The 26023-nt window shown below is 66.3% G+C and carries 23 protein-coding genes; 12 read left to right on the top strand and 11 right to left on the bottom strand.

Annotated features, from left to right (window positions below; translation table 11 throughout):
- Positions 1-19: 19 nt before the first annotated feature.
- Positions 20-580, bottom strand: coding sequence for a carboxymuconolactone decarboxylase family protein (locus NJF35_RS14865; protein ID WP_225789699.1), 561 nt, complete (start codon positions 578-580; stop codon positions 20-22).
- Positions 581-683: 103 nt separating this feature from the next.
- Here NJF35_RS14865 and NJF35_RS14860 point away from each other — a divergent pair, with 103 nt between their 5' ends.
- Entirely contained in the window at positions 684-1601 is a 918-nt protein-coding gene (locus tag NJF35_RS14860; protein WP_225789700.1) for an AraC family transcriptional regulator, read from the top strand.
- A gap of 67 nt (positions 1602-1668) precedes the next feature.
- On the opposite strand, the gene NJF35_RS14855 is transcribed toward NJF35_RS14860, so the two are convergent.
- Positions 1669-2211, bottom strand: coding sequence for an RrF2 family transcriptional regulator (locus NJF35_RS14855; protein WP_225789701.1), 543 nt, complete (start codon positions 2209-2211; stop codon positions 1669-1671).
- 279 nt (positions 2212-2490) lie between these two features.
- Between NJF35_RS14855 and NJF35_RS14850 the strand changes: the two genes are divergently transcribed.
- Positions 2491-3693, top strand: coding sequence for an NAD(P)/FAD-dependent oxidoreductase (locus tag NJF35_RS14850; protein WP_225789702.1), 1203 nt, complete (start codon positions 2491-2493; stop codon positions 3691-3693).
- A gap of 259 nt (positions 3694-3952) precedes the next feature.
- The gene (locus tag NJF35_RS14845; RefSeq protein WP_225789703.1) at positions 3953-5578 is read left to right on the top strand and encodes a methyl-accepting chemotaxis protein; all 1626 of its coding nucleotides are present in this window, start codon (positions 3953-3955) and stop codon (positions 5576-5578) included.
- Positions 5579-5634: 56 nt separating this feature from the next.
- On the opposite strand, the gene NJF35_RS14840 is transcribed toward NJF35_RS14845, so the two are convergent.
- On the bottom strand, positions 5635-6519 hold the full coding sequence (locus tag NJF35_RS14840) for a LysR substrate-binding domain-containing protein (RefSeq protein ID WP_225789704.1): 885 nt from the start codon (positions 6517-6519) through the stop codon (positions 5635-5637).
- Between the two features lie 103 nt (positions 6520-6622).
- On the opposite strand from NJF35_RS14840, the gene NJF35_RS14835 reads away from it, so the two are divergent.
- Entirely contained in the window at positions 6623-7543 is a 921-nt protein-coding gene (locus NJF35_RS14835; protein ID WP_225789705.1) for a DMT family transporter, read from the top strand.
- A gap of 28 nt (positions 7544-7571) precedes the next feature.
- On the opposite strand, the gene NJF35_RS14830 is transcribed toward NJF35_RS14835, so the two are convergent.
- The 7 genes from NJF35_RS14830 to NJF35_RS14800 all read right to left on the bottom strand — a co-directional run bounded on the left by NJF35_RS14830 (position 7572) and on the right by NJF35_RS14800 (position 18626).
- Positions 7572-8276, bottom strand: coding sequence for a DUF2063 domain-containing protein (locus NJF35_RS14830; RefSeq protein WP_225789706.1), 705 nt, complete (start codon positions 8274-8276; stop codon positions 7572-7574).
- Positions 8269-9102: a DUF692 domain-containing protein gene (locus tag NJF35_RS14825; RefSeq protein ID WP_225789707.1), complete on the bottom strand. Its 834-nt coding sequence runs from the start codon at positions 9100-9102 to the stop codon at positions 8269-8271. Before NJF35_RS14825 ends, NJF35_RS14830 begins: the two co-directional genes overlap by 8 nt.
- 75 nt (positions 9103-9177) lie before the next feature.
- Positions 9178-9672 carry an EF-hand domain-containing protein gene (locus NJF35_RS14820; protein ID WP_253091207.1) on the bottom strand — a complete coding sequence of 165 codons (495 nt, stop codon included), beginning with the start codon at positions 9670-9672 and terminating at the stop codon, positions 9178-9180.
- 209 nt (positions 9673-9881) lie between these two features.
- Entirely contained in the window at positions 9882-10430 is a 549-nt protein-coding gene (locus NJF35_RS14815) for a DUF4174 domain-containing protein (protein ID WP_225789709.1), read from the bottom strand.
- Between the two features lie 219 nt (positions 10431-10649).
- Positions 10650-15170 (bottom strand): NEL-type E3 ubiquitin ligase domain-containing protein, encoded by a 4521-nt coding sequence (locus tag NJF35_RS14810; RefSeq protein ID WP_253091206.1) that lies wholly within the window; start codon positions 15168-15170, stop codon positions 10650-10652.
- An 85-nt stretch (positions 15171-15255) separates the two neighbouring features.
- Entirely contained in the window at positions 15256-17616 is a 2361-nt protein-coding gene (locus NJF35_RS14805; protein WP_253091205.1) for a DNA polymerase II, read from the bottom strand.
- A gap of 89 nt (positions 17617-17705) precedes the next feature.
- Positions 17706-18626 carry a LysR substrate-binding domain-containing protein gene (locus NJF35_RS14800; RefSeq protein WP_225789712.1) on the bottom strand — a complete coding sequence of 307 codons (921 nt, stop codon included), beginning with the start codon at positions 18624-18626 and terminating at the stop codon, positions 17706-17708.
- Between the two features lie 157 nt (positions 18627-18783).
- Here NJF35_RS14800 and NJF35_RS14795 point away from each other — a divergent pair, with 157 nt between their 5' ends.
- The 8 genes from NJF35_RS14795 to NJF35_RS14760 all read left to right on the top strand — a co-directional run bounded on the left by NJF35_RS14795 (position 18784) and on the right by NJF35_RS14760 (position 24608).
- Positions 18784-19560, top strand: a complete 777-nt coding sequence (locus NJF35_RS14795) for a YqcI/YcgG family protein (RefSeq protein ID WP_225789713.1) — start codon at positions 18784-18786, stop codon at positions 19558-19560.
- A gap of 2 nt (positions 19561-19562) precedes the next feature.
- Complete coding sequence (locus tag NJF35_RS14790; protein WP_225789714.1) at positions 19563-20189, top strand: LysE family translocator; 627 nt, start codon at positions 19563-19565, stop codon at positions 20187-20189.
- 40 nt (positions 20190-20229) lie between these two features.
- Positions 20230-21354, top strand: coding sequence for a hypothetical protein (locus NJF35_RS14785; RefSeq protein WP_225789715.1), 1125 nt, complete (start codon positions 20230-20232; stop codon positions 21352-21354).
- A gap of 146 nt (positions 21355-21500) precedes the next feature.
- The gene (locus NJF35_RS14780; protein WP_225789735.1) at positions 21501-22163 is read left to right on the top strand and encodes a sel1 repeat family protein; all 663 of its coding nucleotides are present in this window, start codon (positions 21501-21503) and stop codon (positions 22161-22163) included.
- A gap of 277 nt (positions 22164-22440) precedes the next feature.
- Positions 22441-23142, top strand: a complete 702-nt coding sequence (locus NJF35_RS14775) for an AzlC family ABC transporter permease (protein ID WP_225789716.1) — start codon at positions 22441-22443, stop codon at positions 23140-23142.
- A complete protein-coding gene (locus tag NJF35_RS14770) occupies positions 23139-23453 on the top strand; it encodes an AzlD domain-containing protein (RefSeq protein ID WP_225789717.1) in 315 nt (104 codons plus the stop codon). The genes NJF35_RS14775 and NJF35_RS14770 overlap by 4 nt, the downstream gene beginning before the upstream one ends.
- Positions 23450-24283, top strand: a complete 834-nt coding sequence (locus NJF35_RS14765; RefSeq protein ID WP_253080339.1) for an AraC family transcriptional regulator — start codon at positions 23450-23452, stop codon at positions 24281-24283. The genes NJF35_RS14770 and NJF35_RS14765 overlap by 4 nt, the downstream gene beginning before the upstream one ends.
- Before the next feature lie 97 nt (positions 24284-24380).
- Positions 24381-24608, top strand: coding sequence for a hypothetical protein (locus NJF35_RS14760; RefSeq protein ID WP_225789719.1), 228 nt, complete (start codon positions 24381-24383; stop codon positions 24606-24608).
- Positions 24609-24730: 122 nt separating this feature from the next.
- On the opposite strand, the gene NJF35_RS14755 is transcribed toward NJF35_RS14760, so the two are convergent.
- Positions 24731-25936, bottom strand: coding sequence for an MFS transporter (locus NJF35_RS14755; RefSeq protein ID WP_225789720.1), 1206 nt, complete (start codon positions 25934-25936; stop codon positions 24731-24733).
- Positions 25937-26023 lie beyond the last annotated feature (87 nt).

Raw genomic sequence — 26023 nt, 5'->3', positions numbered from 1 at the left:
GAACGGCACCGCGCGCGGCTCACGCCGACGGCTGCCAGCGGTATTTGCCGAGTTCGTCGTTGAGCGGCGTCTGGGCGAACACATTAGCAAAGTTGCACAGGGTTGCGAGGCTCACCCCGAGAATCACTTCCAGGGCGTTGCCCTCGCTGTAGCCGGCCCCGCGAAACGCCGCGTAGGTGGCCTCGCCGACATTGCCACGGGTGGCGATCACTTCGCGGGCGAATTCGGCCAGGGCCTCGTACCTGGCATCGGGCAGCTCGCCACGGGCACGCAGGGCGTCGACCACGTCCTGAGGCAGCTTGGCCTTGTTCAGGGCCACGGCGGTGTGGCCGGCCACGCAGAAGTCGCACCCGTGGTGGGTGGCGGCGATCAGCTGTACCACCTCGCGCTCGGCCAAGGACAGCTGCGACTTGCCGTTGAGCGCCGAGACGGTGACGTAGGTTTCCAGCGCCGCTGGGGCGTTGGCCAGGATACCCAACAGGTTGGGGATGAAGCCGGAGTTCTTCAGGGCATTCTCGAGGAACGGACGCGCAGCTTCCGGGGCGCTCTGCAGAGTGTGTAGAGTAATGCGCGAGGACATGGCGTGGTCTCCTTTGGTGGGGGTTGCGTACAGTCTGTTGGTTATAAGAATTACCCTCCATATTCATCAGTCGCCTTTCCTTGCTCCTGAGTCTTTGCATTAGATGATTTCATCCTGCCACCCTGTCGATTGGTTATTAGAGAGCCTGGAGCTCGATGCCAGCCTGTTCCATGTCGGCCGCTACTGCGGCGGCTGGCACGCCAGCACCCAAGGCATGGGCCGGGCGAGCTTCCACCTGGTGGTGCAGGGGCACTGCTGGCTGCACATCGACGGGCAACCCGGGCCCATACGGCTGGAAAGCGGCGATGCGGTGTTCCTGCTGCGCGACCTGGCCTATCGGCTGTCTGGCGACGAAGACCCGGCCAGCGCCTGTGCCCAACCACGCCAGACGATGCAGCCACTGGACAGCGAAGCCGGCGACGGCGTTGGCCTGGTCTGCGGCTTTTTTCATTTTCGCTCGGGGTTGTCGTCGCTGATCGTCGAAGGCTTGGCCGACTGGATCCTGTTGCGCGCCGCAGAGCCTGCGGGGCATGCCGCACGCTCGCTGTTCGAGCTGATCCTCGAGGAGTGCCGGCGCACGCCCACGCCGTCGCAGGCGCTGCTGGAGCGCTTGACCCACCTGTTGTTCCTGTATGTATTGCGCCAGCAGGTACACGCTGGGCGATCCTTGGGTGGGTTGGTCGCCCTCGCCCGCCAGCCGGCCTTCGCGGCGTTGCTGGAGCAGTTGATCGCGCAGCCGGGTCAGGCCTGGCACCTGGAAAGCATGGCGGCCTGCACGGGGTTGTCGCGTTCAGCGTTCTTCAAGCGCTTCAACGAGCTGGCGGGGCAGTCGCCCGGCCGGGTGCTGCTGGCCTTGCGCATGCGCCATGCCTGCCAGTTGCTCAAGGCGGGGAATACCGTGGAACAGGTGGGGGCGCAGGTGGGGTATCAGTCGGTGGCGGCGTTTACCCGGGCGTTCGCCAAGGCGGTGGGGGTGCAGCCGGGAGCGTACCGCAAGCGGCATGAGGCCCGGGCGGGCTGAAGACATCTGGGGCCGCTTGACTGACTGACCTCGAGGCAACCCCACAGGGCCGGTACTGCCATTCCCCTTACACCTGGGTAACCGCGATCTCCCCTCCGCTCCCTTTGCCTTCCCGCCGCTCACTCATCCACTCATTGACCTTCACCCCGAACTCCGTCGGGGCCTTGCGCCCGAAACGCCGGGCCAGGTCGAGGATGGTCTGCTGCGCGAGCGCCTCTTCCATCCGCTTCTGCGCCCCCAGCATCACGGCATGGATGGCGCAGGTACCCTCGGTCGCCCAACCTGGCGCCGCGCCTTCGAACAGCGTGCAGCGCTCGCGGATTTCGCGGCAGTCGAAGATCTTCTTCGGCCCATCGATGGCGGTGACGATGTCGAGCACGGTGATCTCGTCGGACGGCCGCGCCAGACGAAAGCCCCCGCGCACGCCTTCGGTGGCGGCCACCAACCCCGCGCGCGCCAGCTTGGTGAAGACCTTGGCCAGGTACTCCTGGGGCACCCCCTGCAACTCGGCCAGGTCGCGCACGCTGGACTCGCGGGTATCGCCACGCTCGTCCACCAGGAACAGCAGGCAATGGAGGCCGTATTCGACGCCGGCACTGTATAGCGACATGTCAATCTCCGACTAATTTTGTCGTAAATACTACGCCTTCTCCTGCCGGCGAGCAAAGTGCCTTGGCGCCATCCGTCGTCTTTCTCGGCTCACGATACAGCCCTGTAAGCCAGGAAATACAGCATTATCGAAGGGGCCAGCGGGGCATGCAGGAAGACCTTCGGCGAAAAAAAGACTTGCCGCCACAAACTACGATCAATACAGTCGTAGTTATTCGGCGGGTACACGAATCCACGCCGTACACCTTTCACCCCCCATGCAATCCAGCGGAGCACCCTCATGAACCCACACATCCTGATCATCGGTGCCGGCTTCGCCGGTGTCTGGAGCGCCCTGAGCGCCGCACGCCTGCTCGACCAGGCCCAGCGCGGCGACGTCACGGTCAGCGTGCTCGCGCCCCAGCCTGAGCTGCGCATCCGCCCGCGCTTCTACGAAAGCGACGTACACGGCATGAAGGCACCGTTGGGCGCCCTGTTCGAGGCGGTGGGCGTGACCTTCATCCAGGGCCATGCCGACACCATCGACGTGGACGGCCGCAGCGTCGGCTACACCGACAATCACGGCCAGCGTCAGCGGATCGGCTACGACCGCCTGGTCCTGGCCGCCGGCAGCCAGGTGGCACGCCCGGCCGTGCCGGGCCTGGCCGAGCATGCCTTCGACGTCGACCAGATGGAGTCGGCCATGCGCCTGGAGCGGCATCTGGTCGACCTGGCCGCGCTGCCCGCCTCCCCTGCCCGCAATACCGTGGTGGTCTGCGGCGGCGGCTTCACTGGCATCGAGACCGCCACCGAGCTGCCCGCCCGCCTGCGCGCCATCCTCGGTAACGACGCAGCACCACGGGTGATCGTCGTCGACCGGGGCGCCAGCATCGGCGCAGCGCTGGGCGCGGGCATCACCCCGGCGATCGTCGCAGCCTGCGAGCAGGCCGGCGTGGAGTGGCTGGCAGGTACCTCGGTGATGGGCATCGACGCCGGCGGCGTGACGCTGGACAACGGCGACTACATCGCCAGCAAGACCGTGATCTGGACCGTGGGCGTCAAGGCCAGCCCGCTGACCGCCCAAGTGCCGGGCGAACGCGATGCCCTGGGCCGCCTGCGCGTCGACGAACACCTCAAAGTGATCGGCCAGGCGCACATCTATGCCACCGGCGACGTGGCCTGGGCCGTGGTGGACGAGCGAGGCAACCATGCCCTGATGACCTGCCAGCACGCCATTCCCATGGGCCGTCACAGCGGCAACAACGTGGCGGCCGACCTGCTGGGCGTGGCACCGGTGGTGTATCGCCAGCCCAAGTACGTGACCTGCCTCGACCTGGGCGACTGGGGCGCGGCGTTCAGCGAGGGCTGGGAGCGTGAGCTCAAGCTGCAGGGCCAGGAGGGCAAGGCCCTCAAGCGCCAGATCAACTCGGTGTGGATCTACCCGCCGGCCGCCGATCGCGCCCAGGCCCTGGCGGCAGCCGATCCACTGATTCCGATCGTGTAGACAGACCCGATCGTCACCGGGGCCGCTTCGCGTCTCCCCTGCGGCTCGATGCCGCGAGGGGGCGGGAGGCGGCCTTCTGTCTATTGTCTGTATACAATTTTATTGGATACCTGTTCAATCGATAGTGGCTATATGGCATCATTCAGCAAAAACACCATCAACTCTAGGGACTTAACCCACATTTGCAGCCCGTCGAGAGCCTGATCACCCTCCTGTGCCGTCTAGCGCTCTTGGGGCTGCCAACGCCAAGGAGCATTCAATGCAACTCCGGAACATGAAGATCGGCATACGGGCCGCCGCCGTATTCACCCTACTGGGCCTGTTGGTCCTGGCCATGGGGTTGTTCGCACTCTACGAAACCCGCCAGATGGACCGTGCCACCGACGAGATCCGCGTGACCTGGATGCCGGCAGTCATCGCGCTGGGCGATGTCAGCAACAACCTCGGCCGGGCGCGGGCGCTGACCCTGCGCAGCGTGCTGGAGGAACAGCCCAGCGCCAGGCAGGCGACACTGGCCTCGATCGTCCAGGTCAACCAGCAGTTGGAAAGCGACCTGAACGCCTACGAACGCACCATCATCGCCGATGACGATCGCGCCCTGTTCGACACCTTCATGAAGCTGAGCGAGCGTTACCACCGGTTGCAGAAGTCGATCCGCGACGCGGTCGCCACCGACCGTCTCGACGAGGCCCGGCGCCTGATCAACGGCCCCCTGGCCGAATACGCCGACACCATGCTCCAGTCCCTCAATGCGCTGATCCAGTACAACGCCGACGGCGCTGAAACGGCCTCCCGGCGCAGCAGCAGTGTGTTCGAGCAGGCCTTCTCGCTGATCATCACCTCCCTGGTGGTGATCATCCTGGCCTTGGCGGCCTTCGCCACCCTGCTCACCCGCAGCATCGTCATCCCCCTGGCCGACGCCGTGGCCGTGGCCGAGCGCGTGGCCACCGGCGACCTGACCCGCGACATCCAGGTCCACGGCCGCGACGAGCCGGCCCTGCTGCTGCGTGCCCTGGCCCGCATGCAGCAGAGCCTGCGCGAGACCATCCGCAAGATCGCCGCCTCCTCGGACCAGTTGGCCTCGGCCTCGGAAGAACTGCACACAGTCACCGAAGACACCAGCCGCGGTCTGCACCAGCAAAGCGCGGAGATCGACCAGGCGGCCACGGCGGTCAACCAGATGACCGCCGCCGTCGAGGAAGTGGCCAACAACGCGGTGAACACCGCCGATGCCTCCAAAGGGGCCGATCAGACCACCCGTGATGGTCGCGACCAGGTCAACCAGGCCCTGGCTTCGATCCAGCACCTGGTCAACGATGTCACCGGCACATCCGAGGAAATCGAGCAACTGGCCAATAACGCCAACGAAATCAGCCGCGTGCTCGACGTGATCGGCGCGATCGCCGGGCAGACCAACCTGCTGGCGCTCAATGCCGCCATCGAAGCGGCCCGTGCCGGCGAGGCCGGACGCGGTTTCGCCGTGGTCGCCGACGAAGTACGCGCCCTGGCCCACCGTACCCAGCAGTCCACCGCCGAGATCGAGCAGATGATCGTCGGGATCCAGTCCGGCACCGAGCGCGCGGTCACGGCCATGCACACCAGCCAGGGGCGTGCCACCGGCACCCTGGAAGTGGCCCAGTCGGCCGGCCAGGCTCTGGAGGTGATCGCCGAGGCCATCGCCTCGATCAATCAACGCAACCTGGTGATCGCCAGCGCATCGGAGCAGCAGGCGCAGGTGGCCCGCGAGGTGGACCGCAACCTGGTCAACATCCGCGACCTGGCCATGCAGACCTCGGCCGGGGCCAACCAGACCAGCGCGGCGGCCCAGGACCTGTCGCGACTGGCGGTGGAGTTGAATGGCATGGTGGCGCAGTTCAAGGTCTGAGCCGCCTGAGGCAGGCGGGGCTGCTTTGCAGCCCCGGATGCGGAGTCACTGACAGCTCACTGCCCGGACAGGAACCCCACCAACTGACGCCCATGGGAGCTGAGGCTCTCCCAACCACGAAAACACACCCGCAACTCCAGCGTCGCCCAGCGCTCCTCCAGCGCCAGCCGGCGCACCGGCAGCTCCTGCTCGGCACGCAGGGCTGCCGTCTCGGGCAACATGGCGATGCCGGCGCGCTGGGCCACCAGTTGGGCGATGGCCTCGAAGCTCGGCGCACGCACCCGGACCTTCAGGGGCATGGCCAGGTTCATCGCCAGCTCCTCGACGAAGCGCTGCATGGCACGCTCGGCCGGCAGGCAGACGAAGGGAAACCCTAGGGCATCGACCAGCCGCAGTTGCCCGCGGGACGCCAACGGGTGGTCGGCGGGCGTCAGCAGGACCAGGCGCTCGGTACGAAACGGCAGCGACACCAGCCCCTCGTTGGCCAGGTTGCCGTCGTACACGCCGATCTCGCACTCACCGGCCAGCACCACGCGCAGCACGTCCAGGCTCTTGTGCTCGACCAGTTGCAGGTCCACCTCCGGATAGTCGGCCAGAAACGGCCCAAGCACCGCCGGCAGCAGGGTGCTGTTGGTCACGGTGGACGCGGCCAGGTGCAAGGTGATGCGCCGCTGGCCGGCCAGCTCCTGCAAGGTGTCCTGCAGCCTCTGCGCCTCGCCCAGCACACTGCGGGCGGCTTCGAGCACCAGGCGGCCGGCCGGGGTCAGTTGCATGCCGTCGACCCGACGTACGAACAGGGCAAGGCCGCAACGTTCCTCGAACAGCCGCAAGCGGGTACTGGCGGCCGACACCGCCACCGGGAAGGTCGCCGCCGCCTTGCTCAGGCTACCGGTGGCGGCGATGGCGGCGAGCAGGCGCAGGTCAGGCAGGTCGAAATGCATGGGGCTTCTCCAAATCAGAACGCCATGTTCGATAAAAAGCGATTCTAGCGCCAGCGCCTTCTGCCCAGAATAAGCCTCGCCACTCCCCTTTCTCGGACACGCCATGCTCGCCATCCGCGCCCACTTGCAACGCCAACTGCACAACGGTGCCTTGTATGCCGTGCTCGCGGCCTTGGGTTTCAGCTTCAAGGCCATCTTCGTCAAACTCGCCTACGCGGCAGGCCCCGTGGACGCTATCAGCCTGCTGGCCATGCGCATGGGCATCGCGCTGCCCTTGTTCGTCTGGCTGGTGTGGTTCAGCCGTGGCTCGTCCAGCGCTGCCCTTGGGCTGGGGGATGGCCTGCGCGTAGCGCTACTCGGCCTGTTCGGCTATTACCTGGCCAGCCTGTTCGACTTCTATGGCCTACAGTACATCAGTGCCGGGCTGGAGCGGCTGATCCTGTTCACCTACCCGACCCTGGTACTGGTGTTCCAGGCCGTCGCCCTGCGTGAACGGCCCAGCCTGCGCACCCTGTCGGCCATGGGCTTGTGCTACCTCGGCCTGGGCATCGCCTTCGTCCACGACCTCGGCATGTCGGGGGGCGGCCAGCAGGTGCTCGTCGGCGCGCTGTGGGTGTTCGCCAGCGCGGTGACCTATGCCCTGTACTACGCCGGCACCGGCATGATGCTCAAGCGCATGGGCTCCATGCGCCTGGCCGGGCTGTGTGGCACGGCCTCGTCGCTGATGGTGCTGGCGCACTACCTGCTGGTGGCGGACACGGCCCAGTTGTGGCAACTGCCGCCGGCGGTATGGACCCATGCGGCGATGATGGCGGTGTTCTCCACCGTGCTGCCGATCTACTGGGTAGCCCTGGCGATCCAGCGCATGGGCGTGACCCAGACCGCGGCGGTCGGCAACCTGGGGCCGATGCTGACGGTGCTGGCGTCGTGGGCGATCCTCGGCGAGTCGATCTCGGCCTACCAGATCGCGGGGCTGGCGCTGGTACTGTTCGGGGTGTCGCGGTTGAAGCCGGCCAAGCGTTGAGCCTCGCGCACAGCCGCTTTGGGACAACCTATCGCGTACCGACGATGATCCCCTGCCCGCGCAGAGCCTCGAGCAAAGCCAGCCCCTGACGCTGGATCTCTTCGCCTCCCAAGGCCTGCAACCGCTCGCGCCCGCTACCCTGGAGCCCTGCCAGCAACTGGTAGGCCAGCGGCGTCAGGCGGGCGAAGCGCACCTGCAGGTCGGCGTCGCGATACACCAGCAGCAAGGTGGGTGTATCGGGGGGCTCGGCAGGCTGGTAGCCGGGGCCGATGCGCTCCACCGGCCAGCGGTAGGCGAGCACCCGGGCCACGCAGGAGAGCAACGGCTCGCCTTCGAGCAGATCCCCCTCGGGCCGGTGCTCTGGGTCCTCGGCATCGCTCAGGTACAACTGCGCCTCCAACCATTCATAGTGGGCCAGTTCCAACTGCCAGGGTGCATCCGCCTCGATGCCGTGCAGGTAGTCGATGAACACCTCGGCGACCTCGGTGAACAGCGGCGTCTGGCTGCGATAGTGGGCATGGAAGTCACGCACCCGGGCATGCCAGCGGGCCTCGCCGAGGGTCTGGCGCATGACTGGGAAGCTGCCGGCCAGCAAACCCTCGATGGCGTTGTAGAACAGCTCCCGATAGACCTTCAGGCGCCGCGCCTCGATGCCCGGCGGTGGTGGATTGGCTGCGGGATCGCGCAGATGGCGGGCCAGGGTGAACTGCTGCTGACGCAAGGTTTCATTCATCGCGCACACTCCCTGCCGCCTGCTGCAACTGGCGGATGCGTGCCGTCTCGTCGAGCAGCGCGTCCAGGGGCGGGTAATTGAAGTCGCGCTCCAGCACCGTCGGTTGCACGCCGAAGCGCTGGCAGGCACTGGCGAACAATGACCAGACATCTTCTTTCACCGGCGCCCCATGGGTGTCGACCTTCAGGTCCGGTGCTTCGTCGTAATGCCCGGCCACGTGCATGCCGACCACACGCTCGACCGGCAGGCCCTGGAGGAACGCCAGCGCGTCATAACGGTGGTTGCAGGCGTTGACGACGATGTTGTTGACGTCCAGCAGCAGGTCGCAGTCGGCCTCCTCGAGCACGGCGCGAATGAACGCCAGCTCGCTCATGGCTTGGTAGGGCGCGGCGTAGTAGCTGATGTTCTCCACGGCGATGCGGCGGCCAAGCTGGTCCTGGGCCTGGCGGATGCGCGCCGCGACATGCACCACGGCCTCGTCGGTGAACGGGATCGGCATCAGGTCGTAGAGGTGACCATCGTCGCTGCAGTAGCTCAAGTGCTCGCTGTACAGGCGTACCTGGTAGCGCTCGAGAAACTGCCGGGTACGCGCGAGAAAGGCCTGGTCCAGCGGTGCACTGCCGCCCAGTGACAGTGACAGGCCGTGGCAGGCGATGGCGAAACGTTCGGCCAGGCGTTCCAGGCCCTGGCCATAGGCTCCGCCGACACCGATCCAGTTTTCCGGCGCGCATTCGAGAAAATCCACCGCGCCGTCCGCCATCGTCAGCAGCTCGGGCAGCAGGCCACGGCGCAAGCCGAGGCCGGTGCGCAAGGGGTGGTCGTTCATGTTCGGTTCTCCACAAGGCGCTGCGACAAGGCCCCCACATCACCGCCCGCAGGCAGTCCGTGGGAGCCCGCTCGATCAGGACTCGCCAGCCAGGTGGCTGAACAGCCCCTCGGGCATCGGCTTGCCGCTGGCCTGGTAGAGGGCCTTGAGGTGGTCGTAAGCCTCCTGCTCGGAGATCACGCCGTCGTGGTTGCTGTCGATCTTGTCGAAGTCGGCGGCGCGGTCCTTGGCCACGGCGAGGAACTCCTCGCGCGAGACCTTGCCGTCATGGTTGCTGTCGGTACGGGCGAAGGAGGCATCGCCACACTTGCCCTCCCCGCACTTGCCCTCGGCCTGGCCGACCTTGGCGCTACCGCCACACTTGCCTTCGCCACACTTGCCTTCGCCCTGGGTGGCCTTGCCGCTGCCCCCACACTTGCCTTCGCCGCATTTGCCTTCGCCTGGGGTCTTGGCTGCGGCCAGTTGGTAGCCCTGGGCCAGGGGCTCGACAGCGAACGCGCTGTTGCCCAGGGCCATGCCGCCGAGCAGTGCGACGCTGAGCAGGCCAAGGGTGTTCTTCGAATGTTTCATGCTGGTGCTCCACTGTGGTTGAGAGGTGGAGCCATTTCGCCGCAGTGGTGTATCGCAGGTGTATCAGGCAGGTGGGCTTTCTGTATGGAAGTGGGTCGACCAGGTGGCTGGATACAGTCAGATACAGACCACTGGAACATCGCCTCGCGGCTATCAGCGAAGGGTCGGGGACGAGGCGTCGCCGGCGCCCCACCCCGCGCGGCACATCCTCAGTCTTCCAGCGGTTTGGGCGGCGCCAGGGGCTTGGTCGGCTTGCCGGGCTTGCTGTCCTTGGCCTTCTCGGTGCTGCTGGCCACCGGCTCGGGCGCGGTCACCGCCTTCTCGCTGGCGGGAAGCTCGTCCACCGCCTTGAAGATCACCTGCGGGTCGAGCTGCTCGCCGCTGTCGTCATCCTTGAGCATGTGCCGCTCACCATCCTTGCCCACCAGGATCACCTTGGTGCCCTTGCTGGCACCAAGCTTGAGCTCGCGGATCAAGGCCATGGTGGTCTGCTGCTCGAGGTTCTTGTCCTCGCGCTTGCCCATCATGTTGGCGACGCTGTAGAGCACCAGGCTGCGCTCCTTGAACGCGGCCTGGGTGGCCGGGTCCTTGAGGGCCTCGTTCAGGCCGCGCAAGGTGGGGTCGGCGGTGCTGGGGGCGATGATGATCAGCGGCCTGGCCTTGCCCAGCTCCTTGGCCAACGGTGCATCGCTGTCCGCAGCGAGCAAGGGGCCGGCGACGGCGAGCAAGGTGGCGAGGGTCAGTGACCGGACGAGCATGCGCATCTCCTTATTGTCTCGATGAACCAAATGACTACAGATCGGGGAGAAAGATCCGGCCTGCGAGCCTAAACCACCTGCCTGGGCAGGTGGTCAGGTCAAAGGTAACTTCCGGTTTCCAGACCAGGCCTACGGCATCTCCGGAAAATGCCGACACCCGAACCTGAGCATAGCCGAAAGCCACCGGGGTCGCGGCAGGTGCTCGCCCTACCCCTCGCCTCAGGAGGCCCCCGGGGTGTCGTCACTGGCAGGCGGCGCCTCGGCCAGGGCGATGCGGGTCAGGGCCAGCATCCGCTCGCGCCGAGCCGCCTGGCGCTCGCTGCCGATGCTATTCATCCGCGCTAGGTATTGGCCCTCCGGCAACGCCGACGATCTCTCCATCAATGCCTCGACGCGGCGTTGGAACGGCGCATCGAGGGCCTCGAAGACCTCGGCGTGGGCGCGTAGCAGGTGTTCCTGCCAGAAGTCCCGCTCTACCAGCGACTGCGCCAGGCGTTCCGGCGTCTGCAGTGCCAGCACGCGCTCCCGGGCCTGGTCGATGCGCGACCGGTCCAGCCCGGCAACGTCGGCGTAGGCCATGTCGGCAGGTTGCCCCGGCAGGTCGAGCGCATCACGCAATGCCAGGCGGTAGGCCAGGCTTACCTCGATCTCGTCCGGATCGCTGCCTGCGGCCCGGCGCGCCTGGATGTCCTCCAGGGCGATACGTTCGACCTCGTCCAGCCGCCACAGCTGGCGGCCCAACCGTACCAGGGCCTGCTCCTGGCCACCGGCGGCCGCGTCGACCCGCGCCTGCCAGACCAGCATGCGCAGTTCCAGGGCGCTGAAGCTCAGGATCACGCTGTCCTGGCAGGTCAGGGGCATGCGCGCTTGGTTGAACAGCTCGCTGCGCAGCCCTTCGTAGCGGCACATGCTCTGCAGCAGGGTGAACACCCGGTTGGCCAGGGCCTGGCGATGATCGCGAAAATCCACGGTTTCCAGCAGCCGCGCGAGCATGGCGAAGAAATCGTCCGCACCATCCTCGGCTTCCAGCTCGTCCCACGTCGAGGACTGCACGGCCCGTTGGACACTGTCGGCGGCGTCGAGCCAGCGTCGGCGCAACGACATCGAGGAAGGGCCCGCCACCTGCGGCGCCGGCATGCCATGGGCCTGGGAAAAGGCCTCCAGGCGTTGCGCGGCCTGTTCGTCCAACGGGTTGCCCGTCAGCATCACGGTACGCCCCACCCAGATCGGTGCACGATAGAAACGCTCCGGCAGCGTCGTGATCTGGTTGTCGCGCAGGTCGGCGATGGTCAGTTCCAGGCGGTCCATCAGGGCGGGCGGGAGTTCGTTGATCCCGGTGGCGCGAAGGTACAGACGCCGCAAGCGGTCCAGCCGGTACAGCGGGAAGGTTCGCCCCAGCGGGTTGCGCGACAGGTTGATGAACTCCAGCATTTCGCCGTTGGCCAGGGTCATGGCCTGCTCGGTGTCGAGCACGACACGGTTGTCGTACAGGTCCAGCTCACGCAGCGATGTCAGCGCCTCCAGGCCCGGCGGCAGGCGGGTCAAGCGGTTGCTGGCCAGCTCCAGCACCTGCAGGTTCGGGAAAGCGCCCAGGAAACGCTGTGGCATTTCCCGCAGCCCCAAGCCCATCAGCGACAACTCATGGATGTGGGGGAAACTCACAGCCTCGGGCAGCTCGGGCAAGCGCTCCAGGCTGAGCGCCCAGATACTCAGGCGATACCCCGTCGCTTGCCCACGCTGGTCGAACAACTGCGGCCCCCGGCGCTGCCAGCAACTGAGCAGGACCTGGGCGAAATGCCGCCGCTCGCGGCGCTGCATGCCGCTGGCGGGCTGCTCGCTCCAGGCCCGCAGGTGGTCATCCAGTGCCTCGAACTCATGCCCCAGCCGGGCGAGTTCGCTCTCCACCTGCCGGCCCGAGCGCCCCACCTCCTGCAGCCAGGCATCGATCTGCGCATCGTCGAACGTCGGATACACCGCCCGCACCCGGGCGAACAGCGCCTGCGGCCTGCCCCGCGATGCGCCCCGGCCACTCAGCGGATAACCGACTCGGCCATCGTCCAGGCGCCGTGGAGGCCGGAACCAGCCGATGGGCTCGCCCTGCCCCAGTAGCCGTGCGACCGCCTCACGCTGGCGCGCCGCCAGCCGCCCCACCAGCACCCGCAGGTTATGGGCGAAGGGCTCGCCGATGCCCATGGCATCCCGCTGGCGGTCGCCGTAGGCGGCGGCGATGACCTCGAACAGCTCCCCCCAGCCGGCCAGCACCTGGCCCTGCTCGTCGAGCAACTGGAAGCGGCCATCGCGGTGGAGCAGGTCGAAGCCGCCGCCCTCCTCGCCCTGCTCCAGGACCAGCAGCAATGGCCCTTGCACGCTACCCTCGAACAAGCGCCAGCGCCCCGCCGGCGCGCCCGGCAGTTGCCTGGCCATGGCCAGGGCCACACGCGCCAGGTCGCCCGTCTGCAAGGTGTCCAGGTACAGCGCCTCGAATACCCTGGCCACACGTATCTGTCCCACGCTCGTCCTCGCCGACTCGGCCAGGCGCAGCGCAACCCGACCGGTGTCGAGCAAGCGGCGCCGGTCCGCGACCCGGGCCGCCTCCAACAACGCTTCGGCAGCCCGGCCATGCAGGCCGGGGAATGCTCGGCGCAGGGTCGCGACACCGGGCTTGTCGCTGCCCTGGGCGCTCTCGTACAGGCGCTGGAACAATGGCCTGCGCAGGTTCCAGGCCAGCTCTGCCACCCCCTGGTCGGGCAGCCCAGCCGCCCCGGGCAAGGCCTGGGCATGCTGCAGCACGAAGCGGTCGCTGACCGGCTCGCCGCCGCGCAGGCGGCCGACCAACTCACGGATACGCTGCTCGAGCAATACCCGCTCGACGCTGTCGACCAACTGCGCCTCGGGCGCCTGCCCCTGGACATGCAGCGCACGCAGGTGACTGGCCTCCAGGCCATGCGCCGTCATGAGCTGGTCGATCTGTTCGTCGTCGAGGCGCGCGAACGGGCCACCCAGGCGGCGGAACAGGCGATGAGGATCGTCCCAGCGGGCCGGCTGCTCCGACCACAGGCGCCAGGCACCGGCACCGTTGTGGCATAGCAGCGGCCCATGGCCGCCCTGTGGGCGCAATTGCCAGCGGCCATCACCGGCGCGCTGGACGATAGGGTAATGATGCCCGTCCATCTCGATCCAGGCCTGTGCCCCCAGGCGGTGGATACCCTGCGCATCGGGCACGGCTTGCGGCGGTGGCGCCTCGCTGCGAAAGGCCGCCAGGTCAAGCTTGTACAAGCGTGTGCTGCCGTCCTCCAACTGCGCCGGCAACAGGCTGTCGACAAGGCTGGAGCGGGACCAGGCGTTGCGCACCAGGGTGATGCCCGCAGCGGTAGCGGCGACTACGGCAACGTCGATGGCGACATTGAACAGGTGCTCGAGCGCTTCGGTGGTTTCCCCCTCGTGCCAGGCCTCGATACCGTGGTAGACCTCGCCAAGCAGCTCCCAGGCGCTCACCGCCAGCAGCGCCGCGCCGATCACCGGGACGAACAACCCGGCGAGGTTGAGCAGGGTCCAGCCTTCGGCTGCCAGGCGCTGGGCGTGCTCGCGCTGGACCTGGCGATCGACCTCGGCCTTCGGCACCGCGATCATGGCGGCATCGTCCTTGATCTGGCCGATGCGCGCCCGGGCCAGGCTATCGAACAGCGGCTCCGGGTAGGCATGCATGCGCGCCTCCAGGTCGATGTTGGCCAGCTCGGACACCCCCTGGTAGCCCTGGACCACGCTGGCAAAGAAGCGCTGGCTGTCGCGCCGCCGCACGAAGCGGCTGAAGAAGCGTTGGTACTGCGGGGTGCGCAGGCGCTTGCCCAAGGCATTGGCGAAATGACGCAAGTCCGGAAACGCCTGCCAGGGTGCCTGCGGATCGTCCGGGATATGCACCAGTACCCGGCGGCTGGTGCTGTACAGCGGGCTGAGGCTTTCATCGCGGACATCGAGCACGACGATCTGCTCCAGCGTGCAACCGAGCAGGCTCAAGCGCTTGGCGATGACCGGGCTGCCCTCGAGCGTGGGCGCGCGATGCAGGCCACACAGCCGCACCAACAGCTGCAGCTCGGCCTCGTTCAACGCACCCTTGATCCTGGCCACATGGGCATCGGCCAGCATGCCGTAGCGCCGTGCCCGCGCCAGCAACGACAGCACCTGGCGGCGCGCCTCGCCGTCGGCCGGTTCGAGGATACCCTGCAGATGGCGCTGGTAGCGCCCACCCAGGTCGAGTTCACGGCACAGGCTGGCGAACTGCTGCGCGCACGGCAGCTTGGCCTGGGCATCCAGCGGGTCCACCAGGCCGTTGCCGGGCAACTGCCCTCCTGCCTCGGCCTCTGCCGCAGTGAAATTGCGCAGCGCGGCCTCGAACAGGCCGATCTCGGCATAGACCGGCACCGTCACCGGATAGCCGATCGGCTGCGAGGTGATCACCGGTTCCCGGTGCCCCAGGCGAAAACGCAGGCGATGAATGTCCAGCGCTGCGCCGAAGCGCGCCCGCAACGCCTGGACCAGCAAGGGCTCGGCGAAGCGGTCGATGCCCTGCACGCCTGCAAGTAACTGCCGAACCCGCTGGCGAAAGTACAGGCTCAGGCCCATGGCATCCTGCAACGGTGCCAGTTGCTCGACGCTCGCCGAGCGCAGCCAGTACGGCAGACGCGCACCGATGAGCGCGTCCTGGGCGGCCGCGTATGCCGAAGGTGGGGTGTGGGTGACCATCGATTGCCTCTCCTGGGTGGCGGAAAAGGCAGCACCCTAGGCCGTGCGAGGCGGCGGACGGCGTTAGAGGGGTAATACCCGCGGGTCAGAAGAGCAGTAGCTGGCGATCGGTCAGGGCCGCGAAATCATCGCCCACGAACGGCAGTATGGCGTCCGCCACCGGTTGCAACTGGCGGCTCAGGTAATGCTCGTGGTCGATCGGCGACTGCAGGTTCTCGAGGGGTTCGGGGCCCGAGGTGGTGATGACGTAGCTGATCCAGCCACCGTTCTGGTACTGCCGGGGCCGGCCCAGGCGGCTGTTGAACGCATCGGCCAGCCGTGCGGCGCGCACGTGGGGCGGCACGTTGCGCTGGTAGTCGGCCAGCGGCCTGCGCAGGCGCTTGCGGTACACCAGCAACTCGTCCTGCTCACCGGCCAGGGTGCGGCGCACATAGTCACGGACATAGTCGCGGTAAGGCTGGCCACGGAAGATCCGCCCGTAGAGCTCCTGCTGGAACTGCCGGGCCAGGGGCGACCAGTCGGTGCGCACCGACTCCAAGCCCTTGAACACCAGTTCCTCGCGCCCCTCGCCGCGCTGTACCAGGCCGGCGTAGCGCTTCTTGCTGCCCTCGTCGGCACCACGGATGGTCGGCATGAGAAAGCGCCGGTAGTGGGTCTCGAACTGCAGCTCCAGGGCGCTGTCCAGGTCCATCGTCTCGCGCAGGTGTTGCCGCCACCACTGGTTGACCTCGGCGACCAGGGCCTGGCCGATGCGCGCGGCGGCCGCTTCGTCATGGGCCTCTTTGAGCCAGACGAAGGTCGAGTCGGTGTCGCCGTAGATCACGTCGAAGCCACGGGCTTCGATCAGGGCGCGGGTCTGGCGCATGATCTGGTGCCCGCGCAGGGTGATGGACGAGGCCAGGCGCGGGTCGAAGAAGCGGCAACCGCTGGAGCCGAGCACGCCGTAGAAGGCGTTCATGATGATTTTCAGCGCCTGGGACAGCGGCGCGTTACCGGCCCGCTTGGCCGCCTCGCGCCCCTGCCAGACCCGCTCGACGATGGCTGGCAGGCAATGTTGGCGGCGGGCGAAACGCGCCCCACGAAAGCCCTCCACGGAATCGGCGTGATCCGGCTGGCGCAGGCCCTCGACCAGGCCCACCGGGTCTATCAGGAAGGTACGGATGATCGAGGGGTACAGGCTCTTGTAGTCGAGCACCAACACCGAGTCGTACAGGCCAGGCCGCGAGTCCATGACGAAACCGCCGGGGCTGGCTTCGTCCGGGCGGCTGCCCAGGTTGGGGGCGACGAAGCCCAGGCGGTGCATGGACGGGATGTACAGGTGGCAGAACGCGGCCACCGAGCCGCCACTGCGGTCCACCGGCAAGCCGGTGACGGTGGAACGCTCGAGCAGGAACTCGAGCAGCCGGGTATGGGCGAAGATCCGCGTGACCAGCTCGCAGTCCTTGAGGTTGTAGCGGGCCAGGGCCGGCTTGTCCTCGGCGAACATGCGGTTGATCTCGTCCATGCGCTGGTACGGGGTGTCGATGGCCTTGCCTTCGCCGAGCAGGGCCTGGGCGACGCTTTCCAGGCTGAACGAAGGAAAGCTCCAGGTCGCCGCGCGCAGTGCCTCGATGCCATCGATCAGCAGGCGCCCCGGCGCATCGGCGAACACATGGTTGCGCCCGCTGTGGGCACGCAGGCCCAGGGGCGCGCCGTTGCGGCCGAGGGCCAGCGGTACCTGCAGGCGCGTGGCGTGCTCGTGCAGCAGGCGCAGGTCGAACTGCACCAGGTTCCAGCCGATGATCGCATCCGGGTCATGGCGGGCCAGCCACTGGTTCAGGCAGCCGAGCAACTGGGTACGGTCGTCGCAATACTGCAGGTCGAAATCCAGGTCATCGGCCTGGCCGTTGGCCGGCCCGAGCATGTAGACCTGGCGCTGGCCGCAGCCCTCCAGAGCGATGCTGTAGAGCTCGCCGCGCTCGCTGGTCTCGATGTCCAGCGATACCAGGCGCAACGCCGGGCGGTAATCCGGCAAGGGCTTGAGCTGGGCATCGCAGAGCACGCCCTGGGCATCCGGGCGACCGCTGAACAGCACCGGGGCGGTGATGAAGCGCTCCATCAGGTAGCGCTCCGGGGGACGGATATCGGCTTCGTAGACGTCGATGCCGGCACTGCGCAGGCGCTGTTCGAGCTGGATCAACTGACGGTGCTGGCGGCAGTACAGGCCCAGTACCGGCCGCTGCTCGAAATCGCGCAGGCGCAGGGGCCGCAGCTCGACGCCCCGCTCGTTGGCCAGCAAGGCACGGGCGCGCACGGCATGCGCCAGTGGCACGAACGCCACCGACTCCTGCGGTGCCAGGCGCAGTTGCCGTGGGCCTTGGTCGGTGGCGAGCCAGAACTCCACGCAGGTCCCCTCGGGCGTGTCATGCCAATGCCGGGTGAGGACAAAGCCCTGCTGCAACTCCACCGCGTCGACCTCGAATCGTTTTGCTCAAGCGAAGGAAGCATTCTACCGCTGAATGCCAGAGATGGGCTGCGCAGCAGCCAGCAGGAACCTCAGCCGTACAGGTAGTCGATGTCCTTGTGCGCCAATGGCGGCACCTGGCTGAGCAGGAAGTCGCGCAGCCGGTGCATCTGCCGCGCCTTGGGGCTGGCCTTGAGCCAGGTCATGTAGTAGCCGTCGCCGGTGGCCACCGCATGCTTGAACGGCATGACCAGCCGCCCTGCAGCCAGGTCGGCGCTGGCCAGCACCAGGTCGACCACCGAAATGCCCAGGCCCTGCTGGGCTGCCGAGATGCCCTGGTCGAGCGTATCGAACACCTGCCCCCTGTCGATGCTGATGTCCAGCGCATCCATGCGCGCCAGCCAGCGCCGCCAGTCGCGCCGGTCCGCGGAGGGGTGCAAAAGCTCGCAGCGCTCCAGCACCGCCAGGTCCGGCTTCGGCTGGTCCAGGTACTCGGGATGGCACACCGGGATCAGCCACTCGTCGAACAGCTTGAGGCTCTCGACGTCGGCCGGGAAACGCCCGCTGCCCAGCAGGATGGCGCAGTCGTAGGGTTCGGAATAGAAATCCACCGTGTCGATGTCCATCCACACGCTCGAGAGTTGCACGCTGCAGCTGTTGTCGACCTTCTTGAAGGCATCCAGCGCCTTGAGCAGCCAGCGCACGGTGAGGGTCGAGGGGGCCTTCAGGCGCAGGCCGTAGCGGTCCTGGCGCAACAGCGCGCAGGCGTTCTCGATGATCTTGAAGCCGACCTTGAGCTCCTGCGCCAGCAGCCGGCCGTGCTCGGTCAGGCGCAACTTGGGGCCGCGCCGCTCGAACAGGTCGCAGCCGAACAGGGTCTCGAGGGTCTTGATGTGGTGGCTGACCGCCCCCTGGGTCAGGGCCAGCTCCTGCGCCGCCCGGGTGAAAGAGCCGTAGCGTGATGCCACTTCAAAGGCACGCAGGGCATGCAGCGCCTGGATCCGTTCCGACATTCGCAGCGTCCGAAGCATGAGTGAAGCTAATAGTAGGTCATAGTTCCAGGCGTTTTACAACCTGGGGGTGTTCTCAGAAAATGCAGGTAAACAATAAACATATATAGCGAAACCGCTTGTATCTGGCGGGAAGTTCAAAAGAACTGCTGGGGTAATCATGTTTACGGGTTATGGGAACTGCTATCGCCTGGATGCGCTAGAGCTAGCCTCTGAACATATCCAGAACCAACGACACTGGGCGTACGAAACCATCGAACGCTTTCGCGCCATCCTCGCCAACCCCGACTTTCCGTGCCTGTTCGGCCGCAAGGCGGTGGCCGCCGGCACCTGCTCCATCGTCTTCGCCCGTGCCGGGCAACTGGCCGCGGACATTGCCCGGGGCCTGGCCGAATACGTACGCGCCCTCGAGCCCGTGCCGCTCAAGCAGCGCATCGGCAACCCACTGCTGGTGTTCCTCGAGACCCATGCCGGCAGCAGCCTGGCGCAGCAGCAGGCGCTGGCCTGGTCGGTGCTGCAAGAGCTGCATGAGCACGACCCGCTGCCCTGGCCGGAGGACATCCCCAAGGATCCCCACGACAGCGGCTGGTCGTTCTGCTTCGCCGGCATGCCCCTGTTCATCAACATGAACTTCCCGGCCCACCAGCAGATGAAGAGCCGCAACCTGGGCGAGCATATCGTCTTCGTCATCAACCCCCGGGAAAGCTTCGACGAAGTGGCCAGCGCCACCAGCGAAAGCGGCCAACGCATCCGGGCACGCATCCGCGAACGGGTGCGCCATTACAACGACGGGGTGATGCCCGATACCCTGGGCTTCTTCGGCCAGGCCGACAACTTCGAATGGCGCCAGTACCAACTCCAGGAACCGGGCTCGCTGAATCCTCCGCGCTGCCCGTTCCAGGCCCTTGCGACACCCGACACACTGATCGAGAACTGAACGTGAATACCGCACTGACCGCCACCTACGCCCTCACCGTCCTGCTGCTGATCGCCACGCCCGGCCCGGTGGTGGCACTGATCGTCAACACCGCCGCGGCCTCCGGCACGCGCAAGGCCCTGTTCACCGCCGTCGGCACCAACTGGGCCTCGCTGGTACTGATCGGCGCCGCGGCCTGGATCATCATGACCAGCGCGGCCGTCGACAAGGCCTGGCTCAGCGGCATGAGCCTGCTGGGTTGCCTGTTCATCGGCTACATCGCCATCGGCACCCTCAGGGAAGCGCTGCAGGCCCCCATCGCCGAGGCCGGGCCCGACACCGCCGGGCCCGGGCGCGGTGGGCTGCTGCAGGGGTTCATGGTGGGCATCTCCAACCCCAAGGACATCATCTTCTTCATTTCCTTCTTCCCGCAGTTCATCCAGATCACCGAATCCTTCGAAAAAAGCATGGTGGTGCTGTCGCTGCTGTGGATCGCCATCGATTTCGCCGTGCTCAGCCTGTACATCTTCGCCATCGGCAGGATCACCTCGCAGCGCAGCAATCGCCTGATCACCCTGGCATCGGGCGTCGCCCTGCTGCTGATCGCCGTCGGCGGGCTTGCCTACAACATCAAGGCGCTGGCCGGCTAAGCCGGCACGCCCCAGACCGTCGATTCGACAAGGAGCGCCCATGAGGCCGATCGATCACGCCACGCACGCCCAGGACAGCCTCCTTCCTCTGCCCCAGGACTACCAGCGCTTCCTGCTGCTGGGTAGCCGCCGGGCGCCGCATACCCTGTACATGCACGAGCGTGGCTATCGATCCGGCACCATCAATACCGACGCCCTCGGGATGCGCTACAGCCACGCGGGAGACAAGCGCTACTCGGTGGCCGAACACAAGGGCGCGAAGCGGGTCAATCTGCTGGTGGGCGGCTCGACCGCCCTGGGGATTGGCGCCAGTTCCGATGAACACACGGTGGCGTCCTACCTGTCGCGGCTCACCGGCGAGGTCTGGCTGAACCTGGCCGGCTGTGGGCTCAACGCCACCCAGGAACTGCTGACCTTCCTCAGTCATCAGCACCGTTTCGCGCAGATCGGCCACGTCGTGGTGCTGAGCGGCCTGAACACCCTGGCGCAAGAGGCACTGGGCGAGGTCCTGGCGAGCGAGCAGGCCACCGCCTACCAGGATGTGCTCAACAGTTTCAACGAAGGGGTACAGGCCTGCGACGCACCGCGCCGCGAATCGTTCTGGCAGCGCCTGGGCAAGGCCTTCGCGCCCCGCCACCAGCCCGCAGCGGTCGCCTGGACGCTGCCGGCCCCGGGCAAACGCCTGAACCAGGCGGCAGACTGCATCGGCCGCACCCTGCAACAGTGGGACCGGCTCCTGGCCAACGGCCATGCCACCCTCACCTTCATTCTCCAGCCCCTGCTGCCCTGGTGCCGGGAGAGCCTGCCGGCCGGCGAACAGGCCATGCTCACGGCGCTGCAACAGCAACCGACGAATTTCGACCGGCTCCTGGCCGACGTTTTCGACAGCCAGTTGCACACGGCATTTTTCCGGCGCATCAAGGACCAGGCCGGGCCAGTCCCGTGCTACGACATGAACAGCATGCTCAGCAGCTCGCCGGTGTTCGGCGAGCCCCTGTTCGTCGATCGCCTGCACTTCAACGACCTGGGCAACAATGCCCTGGCCAAGGTGATCACCGCCAAGCTGGGGCTGGCCCAGGAAAAGTACGAATTACAAGCTGCCTCCCGTCTGGCTCGTCCGACAGGTCGGGAAATGGGCTTCCGGCATGTACCGGTCGGTGGCTAGAATACGGGCTTGTCGTTCTGATTTGCCTGAGGCACATGTGTAACCGTGAACATCGAAGCCGCCCTGCCACATCTGGCCGCACGCCGTAAACGGTCCGCCACCGAGGTCTGCCCGTGAGTCGTGCCGCGCTCCTGCCGCCCTTGCTCATGGCCCTCGCACCGCTCGGCGCCCACGCGCTGGAGGTGCAGATCGATCCACATGCCGACCTGCTCTATCGCCAGGCCTTGCCCCTGCTCGAACAGGCCGACACCCAGGACGACAGCGCCAGCACCCTGCGTACCGCCGTCGACAGCGATCCGGAGCTCAGCCGCCAAGGCCAGGCCATGGCCAGGACCCTGCCTACGGCCGTGGCGCTGCTCAAGAAATCAGTAGCGCTTGGCCACCCGGTGGCTCAGTACCGCCTGGCCCTGTACTACATGACCTACCTGCCGGCCGCACAGATTCCCGATGCAGCCTGCCCATTGCTGCAGGCCAGTCTCAAGCAGGGCTTCGCGCCGCCGGCGCCGGCGATCGCCACCTGGTGCCCGCCCTACAACGCCAGCCCCGCCTATCGCGATGCCTTGGAGGCGATCCCCGGCATGGCCACCCTGTATGCGCCCTACTACCCGCAACCGGCGGTGCGCCTGGCCTGTAACCGCAGCCAACCGCAGGGGCTGGAGATGCAATGGGGGCGCCAGCGCGACTACCAGGCCGAAGTCTACCGCCTGCTCGGCGACCTCGATCCGCAGCATCGCCAGGTACTGCTGCAAAAAGCCGTGGAGATCAACGGCTGCGCCGCGGCCCAGCAGCGGCTGACCAGCAGCCACTAGGGGCTTCGCTTGCCCCCGACGTCAGTCGGTTGAGCTGCATTGGGGGCTGCTTTGCAGCCCATCGCCGGCAAGCCGGCTCCAGCCCCTGCAAACCGCATCAAGTATGGCCGACTCGAACCCTGTGGGAGTCGGCTTGCCGGCGATGGGGCGCGAAGCGGCCCAATAGCGTTGAACAGCATCGAAGCGAACAGCCCCCGCAAGCAGAGCAAGATCATTCAAGCCACGCCCCTTGCGCCTCTGGCATGCTGCCCTTCCCTGTCGACTCATCGCCGCCACCATGCCCAGCAGTCCGCCCATCGCTCGCCAAGCCTTCCTCCACGGCGCCGTCGCCATCCTTCCCCTGTCCCTGGCCGTCGCGCCCTGGGGCCTGCTCGCCGGCTCCATGGCCATCGAAGCCAAACTCAGCCCCTGGGAAGGCCAAGGGCTGTCCGCCATCGTCTTCGCCGGTGCAGCACAACTGGTGGCGATCGGTATGCTCAAGGGCGGCGCCAACCTGCTGTCGATCCTGCTGACTACCTTGCTGCTGACCTCCCAGCACCTGCTCTACGGCCTGTCCATGCGCCCGGTGCTGTCCGGCCAGCCGCTGCGCTGGCGGCTGGGGCTGGGCTTCCTGCTCACCGACGAATTCTTCGCCCTGACCAGCCAGTACGACCAGCAGCAATTCAACCGCTGGTACGCCCTGGGGGTCGGCCTGACGTTCTACGTCGCCTGGAACCTGTTCACCCTGGCCGGCATCGTCCTCGGCCAGAACATCCCGCACCTGGATCGGTTGGGCCTGGATTTTTCCATCGTCGCCACCTTCGTCGCGCTGATCGCCCCGCTGGTGCGCAACCTGCCGACGCTGGTCTGCGTGGCAGTGTCGCTGTTCTGTTCGGTGCTGTTCAGCTACTGGCACTGGGAAACCGCCCTGGTCGCCGCCGGCCTGCTGGGCATGGCGGCCGGCTTCGTCTGCCAGAAACTCTCGGGAGCCCGCCCATGACCTGGTTGCTGATCTTCGCCATGGGCGCTGTGGTGTTCCTCAATCGTTACGCCTTCCTCGAGCCACGCCTGCCGCTGCGCCTGAGCTCCAATGCCCGGCAGTTCCTCGGCTTTGCCGTGCCTGGCATGCTCACTGCGATCTGCGGGCCGATCATCTTCCTGCCCGGCCACCAACTCGACCTGAGCCCGGGCAACCCCTACCTGCTCGGCGCGCTGGTCGCTATCGGCCTGGTGCTGTTGACCCGCAGCGTATTGCTGAGCATGCTGGCGAGCATGCTGATCTTCTTTCTCCTGCGCAGTTGGCTGGCATGAGCACGTCCCTGCGCGAACAGACCCATCTCTGGCAGGCACCGGCCCTGGGCGACGTGGAAATGCTGCATGCGCGGTATTTCCAGCAGCGTTTCGCCCCGCACGTGCATGAAGGCTATGTGTTCACCGTGATCGAGTCCGGCGCCCAGCGCTTCTGGCACCGTGGCAGCGAGCACCTGGCACCGGTCGGCAGCATGGTGCTGATCAACCCCGATGAACTGCACACCGGGGCCACCGCCCATGAGGCGGGCTGGCGTTATCGCGGCTTCTATCCGGAGCATGAGCGGGTCACTGGCGTGCTGAAGGAGCTGGAACTGGGCCGCCACGGCATGCCCCACTTCAAGCAGAGCGTGATCCAGGACCCGGCCCTGGCCGCGGCCTTCAGCCACTTGCACCAGCTCTCCGAGTCTGGCGCCAGCGCCCTGGAGCAGCAGACGGCCTGGCGCCATGCCGTACTGGCGTTGGTGCAGCGCCACGGCCATTGCGCCGAGGCGCCCGCGCCGGGCAACGAGCCCTTGGCCGTGGCCCGCGCTCGGGAATTGCTGGAAAGCCAACTGGCCGACCCGCCCTCGCTGGAAGCCCTGGCCAGTGCCGTGAACCTCTCGCCCTTCCATTTCGCCCGGGTATTCCGCCAGGCCACCGGCCTGCCGCCGCATGCCTGGCTCAAGCAGCGACGCCTGGCCCGCGCCCGGGAGTTCCTCAAGAGCGGCCTGCCCGCCTCGGAGGTGGCCTTCGCCCTGGGATTCGCCGACCAGAGCCACCTGAACCGGCAGTTCAAGCAAGCCTATGGGGTGACGCCGGGGGACTATCGGCAAGCCTGCCTGCAGCCGTGACGGCAGTCGCCAGCGGCGCTGGCACCGTGCGGCAGTTGGCCCCAGGCAAGCTGCCCGGCCGCTGCTACACTGACAAGGCTGAATGGAGGATCCTGCCATGTCCGAAAGAGAGCTCACCACCCTCCTGACGCTGATGAACCAGCGCCAAGCCTGCCTGAGCAGCGCCTGCAAGGAGATCGCCGACTGGATCGACCGGCAGGGCGACGTGCCCGCCGCTGGCAAGATCCGCGCAAGCCTCAAGGCCCTGGAAGCCGACGAAGCCCAGCTGCGCAAGACCCTGACATCGCTGTCGATCGAACGACCGTTGCCGCGGTTTCGTAGCTGAATGGGGGCCGCTTTGCGGCCCTTTCGCAACGCAAGGCCGCTCCCACAGATAGCGCGCAAGTTTCGAGCTAGCGCGCTATCTGTGGGCTTGATCCTGCACCGAAGCCAGCTCCTCGCACAGCGCTAGCGCTTATCCAGTTTTCCCCTGATATTCCAGCGCAAGGGCGCGACAAACAGCATGAACGTCATCCAGATGAAGGTAGCTGGCCCTGCCAGTACGTAGACCAGGCTGGCAACCAGGCCTGATACGGCATCGCCGATGACAGCGGTGAAGTAGTACAACGAGAAGTTCCGACCGACCTCATGATCGTTGGACAGGCACTGGATATTGGTCACGATGGCGATATCGACGAAAGCGCCGATGAACCCGACGAAAAACAACAGCAGCAGAAACAATGCGCTATTGAGCTGAAGCGCCACCGCGGCGGCGAAGAACAATGCTCCGTACAAGGACCAATAGCGCAGCACTAGACGCGCGGTAGTTCGTTTATTGAAGCGGGTATAGAGCATCCCACCCAGCACAGTGCCCACTGCCAGCAAGGAAAATACATAGCCGACCGCAGCCTCCGAACCAAAGTGCTCGAGCACCGAGGCCGGGAGGATGAAACGAATCACCGAAGTGGCGAACATGGCGCAGAGCGTGGTGCAGCAGATAACCGCAAACAGCGGTGCATTGCTGCCCCTAAGCTGGCCCACGCTACGCGCCGCATCGCGGATCAAACCGGGGGCATCGAACGTGACGCCGGGCCCCTTCTTTCCAGCTGGCAGTGTGGCGATGCTGGCGGCCGACAGCGATAGGCAAAAAGCAAAGAACACGAATGTCGCATCGCTGGAAAGCGATAGGACAAGTACCGAAAACACCAGCGGTCCAAGAATCGAGGCAATATCTTCGACCACTTGTACGCCGCTGTTGACAAAAGACAGGTCGTCCTTCTCGACAATATCTGGAAAATAGGCGCGAAATGTTGGTACGAACAAACAGTCCAAGGCCGTCATCGACATTGCCAGAGCGATGACTACAACCAGCGTGGGTGCAGACCAGGCGAACATGAAATAGAACACCACGGCCACAATGCTCTTGGCCAACTCGACTGTTACGAGAGTGCGCTTCTTGTCGCAGTGGTCGGCCAGCCATCCACCCATGGGGGAGAACAGTGCGCTGGGCAAGAAACGGAAGAAATAGACCATTCCAATCAACAGCAAGTCTGCCTTGGCCATTGAGACTACCGAGACAGCGAAGGCAGTTTCGAAGGCGAACTCACCACATTTGGAAAAAAAGTAGCCTGTGGAAAGAGTCCTGGTTCCACGGTTCAGGTTCAATGCCCGCATATCGTCTCGCCTGCCCTAGCCTTCCGCATGGAGCGACTCATCCTGGTGACGCCACAGCCCGGCGTAACCAGGTGCACGTAGACCAAT

Origin of the sequence: Pseudomonas guariconensis, assembly GCF_024127895.1 — a bacterium.
Lineage (GTDB): Bacteria > Pseudomonadota > Gammaproteobacteria > Pseudomonadales > Pseudomonadaceae > Aquipseudomonas > Aquipseudomonas guariconensis_B.
This window is presented reverse-complemented; position numbering and strand designations above follow the sequence as displayed.

Bases quoted from the DNA above. Each gene is read 5' to 3' on its own strand.
- NJF35_RS14865 (WP_225789699.1), bottom strand. From the start codon at position 580: ATGTCCTCGCGCATTACTCTACACACTCTGCAGAGCGCCCCGGAAGCT.
- NJF35_RS14860 (WP_225789700.1), top strand. From the start codon at position 684: ATGATTTCATCCTGCCACCCTGTCGATTGGTTATTAGAGAGCCTGGAG.
- NJF35_RS14855 (WP_225789701.1), bottom strand. From the start codon at position 2,211: ATGTCGCTATACAGTGCCGGCGTCGAATACGGCCTCCATTGCCTGCTG.
- NJF35_RS14850 (WP_225789702.1), top strand. From the start codon at position 2,491: ATGAACCCACACATCCTGATCATCGGTGCCGGCTTCGCCGGTGTCTGG.
- NJF35_RS14845 (WP_225789703.1), top strand. From the start codon at position 3,953: ATGCAACTCCGGAACATGAAGATCGGCATACGGGCCGCCGCCGTATTC.
- NJF35_RS14840 (WP_225789704.1), bottom strand. From the start codon at position 6,519: ATGCATTTCGACCTGCCTGACCTGCGCCTGCTCGCCGCCATCGCCGCC.
- NJF35_RS14835 (WP_225789705.1), top strand. From the start codon at position 6,623: ATGCTCGCCATCCGCGCCCACTTGCAACGCCAACTGCACAACGGTGCC.
- NJF35_RS14830 (WP_225789706.1), bottom strand. From the start codon at position 8,276: ATGAATGAAACCTTGCGTCAGCAGCAGTTCACCCTGGCCCGCCATCTG.
- NJF35_RS14825 (WP_225789707.1), bottom strand. From the start codon at position 9,102: ATGAACGACCACCCCTTGCGCACCGGCCTCGGCTTGCGCCGTGGCCTG.
- NJF35_RS14820 (WP_253091207.1), bottom strand. From the start codon at position 9,672: ATGAAACATTCGAAGAACACCCTTGGCCTGCTCAGCGTCGCACTGCTC.
- NJF35_RS14815 (WP_225789709.1), bottom strand. From the start codon at position 10,430: ATGCTCGTCCGGTCACTGACCCTCGCCACCTTGCTCGCCGTCGCCGGC.
- NJF35_RS14810 (WP_253091206.1), bottom strand. From the start codon at position 15,170: ATGGTCACCCACACCCCACCTTCGGCATACGCGGCCGCCCAGGACGCG.
- NJF35_RS14800 (WP_225789712.1), bottom strand. From the start codon at position 18,626: ATGTCGGAACGGATCCAGGCGCTGCATGCCCTGCGTGCCTTTGAAGTG.
- NJF35_RS14795 (WP_225789713.1), top strand. From the start codon at position 18,784: ATGTTTACGGGTTATGGGAACTGCTATCGCCTGGATGCGCTAGAGCTA.
- NJF35_RS14785 (WP_225789715.1), top strand. From the start codon at position 20,230: ATGAGGCCGATCGATCACGCCACGCACGCCCAGGACAGCCTCCTTCCT.
- NJF35_RS14780 (WP_225789735.1), top strand. From the start codon at position 21,501: ATGGCCCTCGCACCGCTCGGCGCCCACGCGCTGGAGGTGCAGATCGAT.
- NJF35_RS14775 (WP_225789716.1), top strand. From the start codon at position 22,441: ATGCCCAGCAGTCCGCCCATCGCTCGCCAAGCCTTCCTCCACGGCGCC.
- NJF35_RS14770 (WP_225789717.1), top strand. From the start codon at position 23,139: ATGACCTGGTTGCTGATCTTCGCCATGGGCGCTGTGGTGTTCCTCAAT.
- NJF35_RS14765 (WP_253080339.1), top strand. From the start codon at position 23,450: ATGAGCACGTCCCTGCGCGAACAGACCCATCTCTGGCAGGCACCGGCC.
- NJF35_RS14760 (WP_225789719.1), top strand. From the start codon at position 24,381: ATGTCCGAAAGAGAGCTCACCACCCTCCTGACGCTGATGAACCAGCGC.
- NJF35_RS14755 (WP_225789720.1), bottom strand. From the start codon at position 25,936: ATGCGGGCATTGAACCTGAACCGTGGAACCAGGACTCTTTCCACAGGC.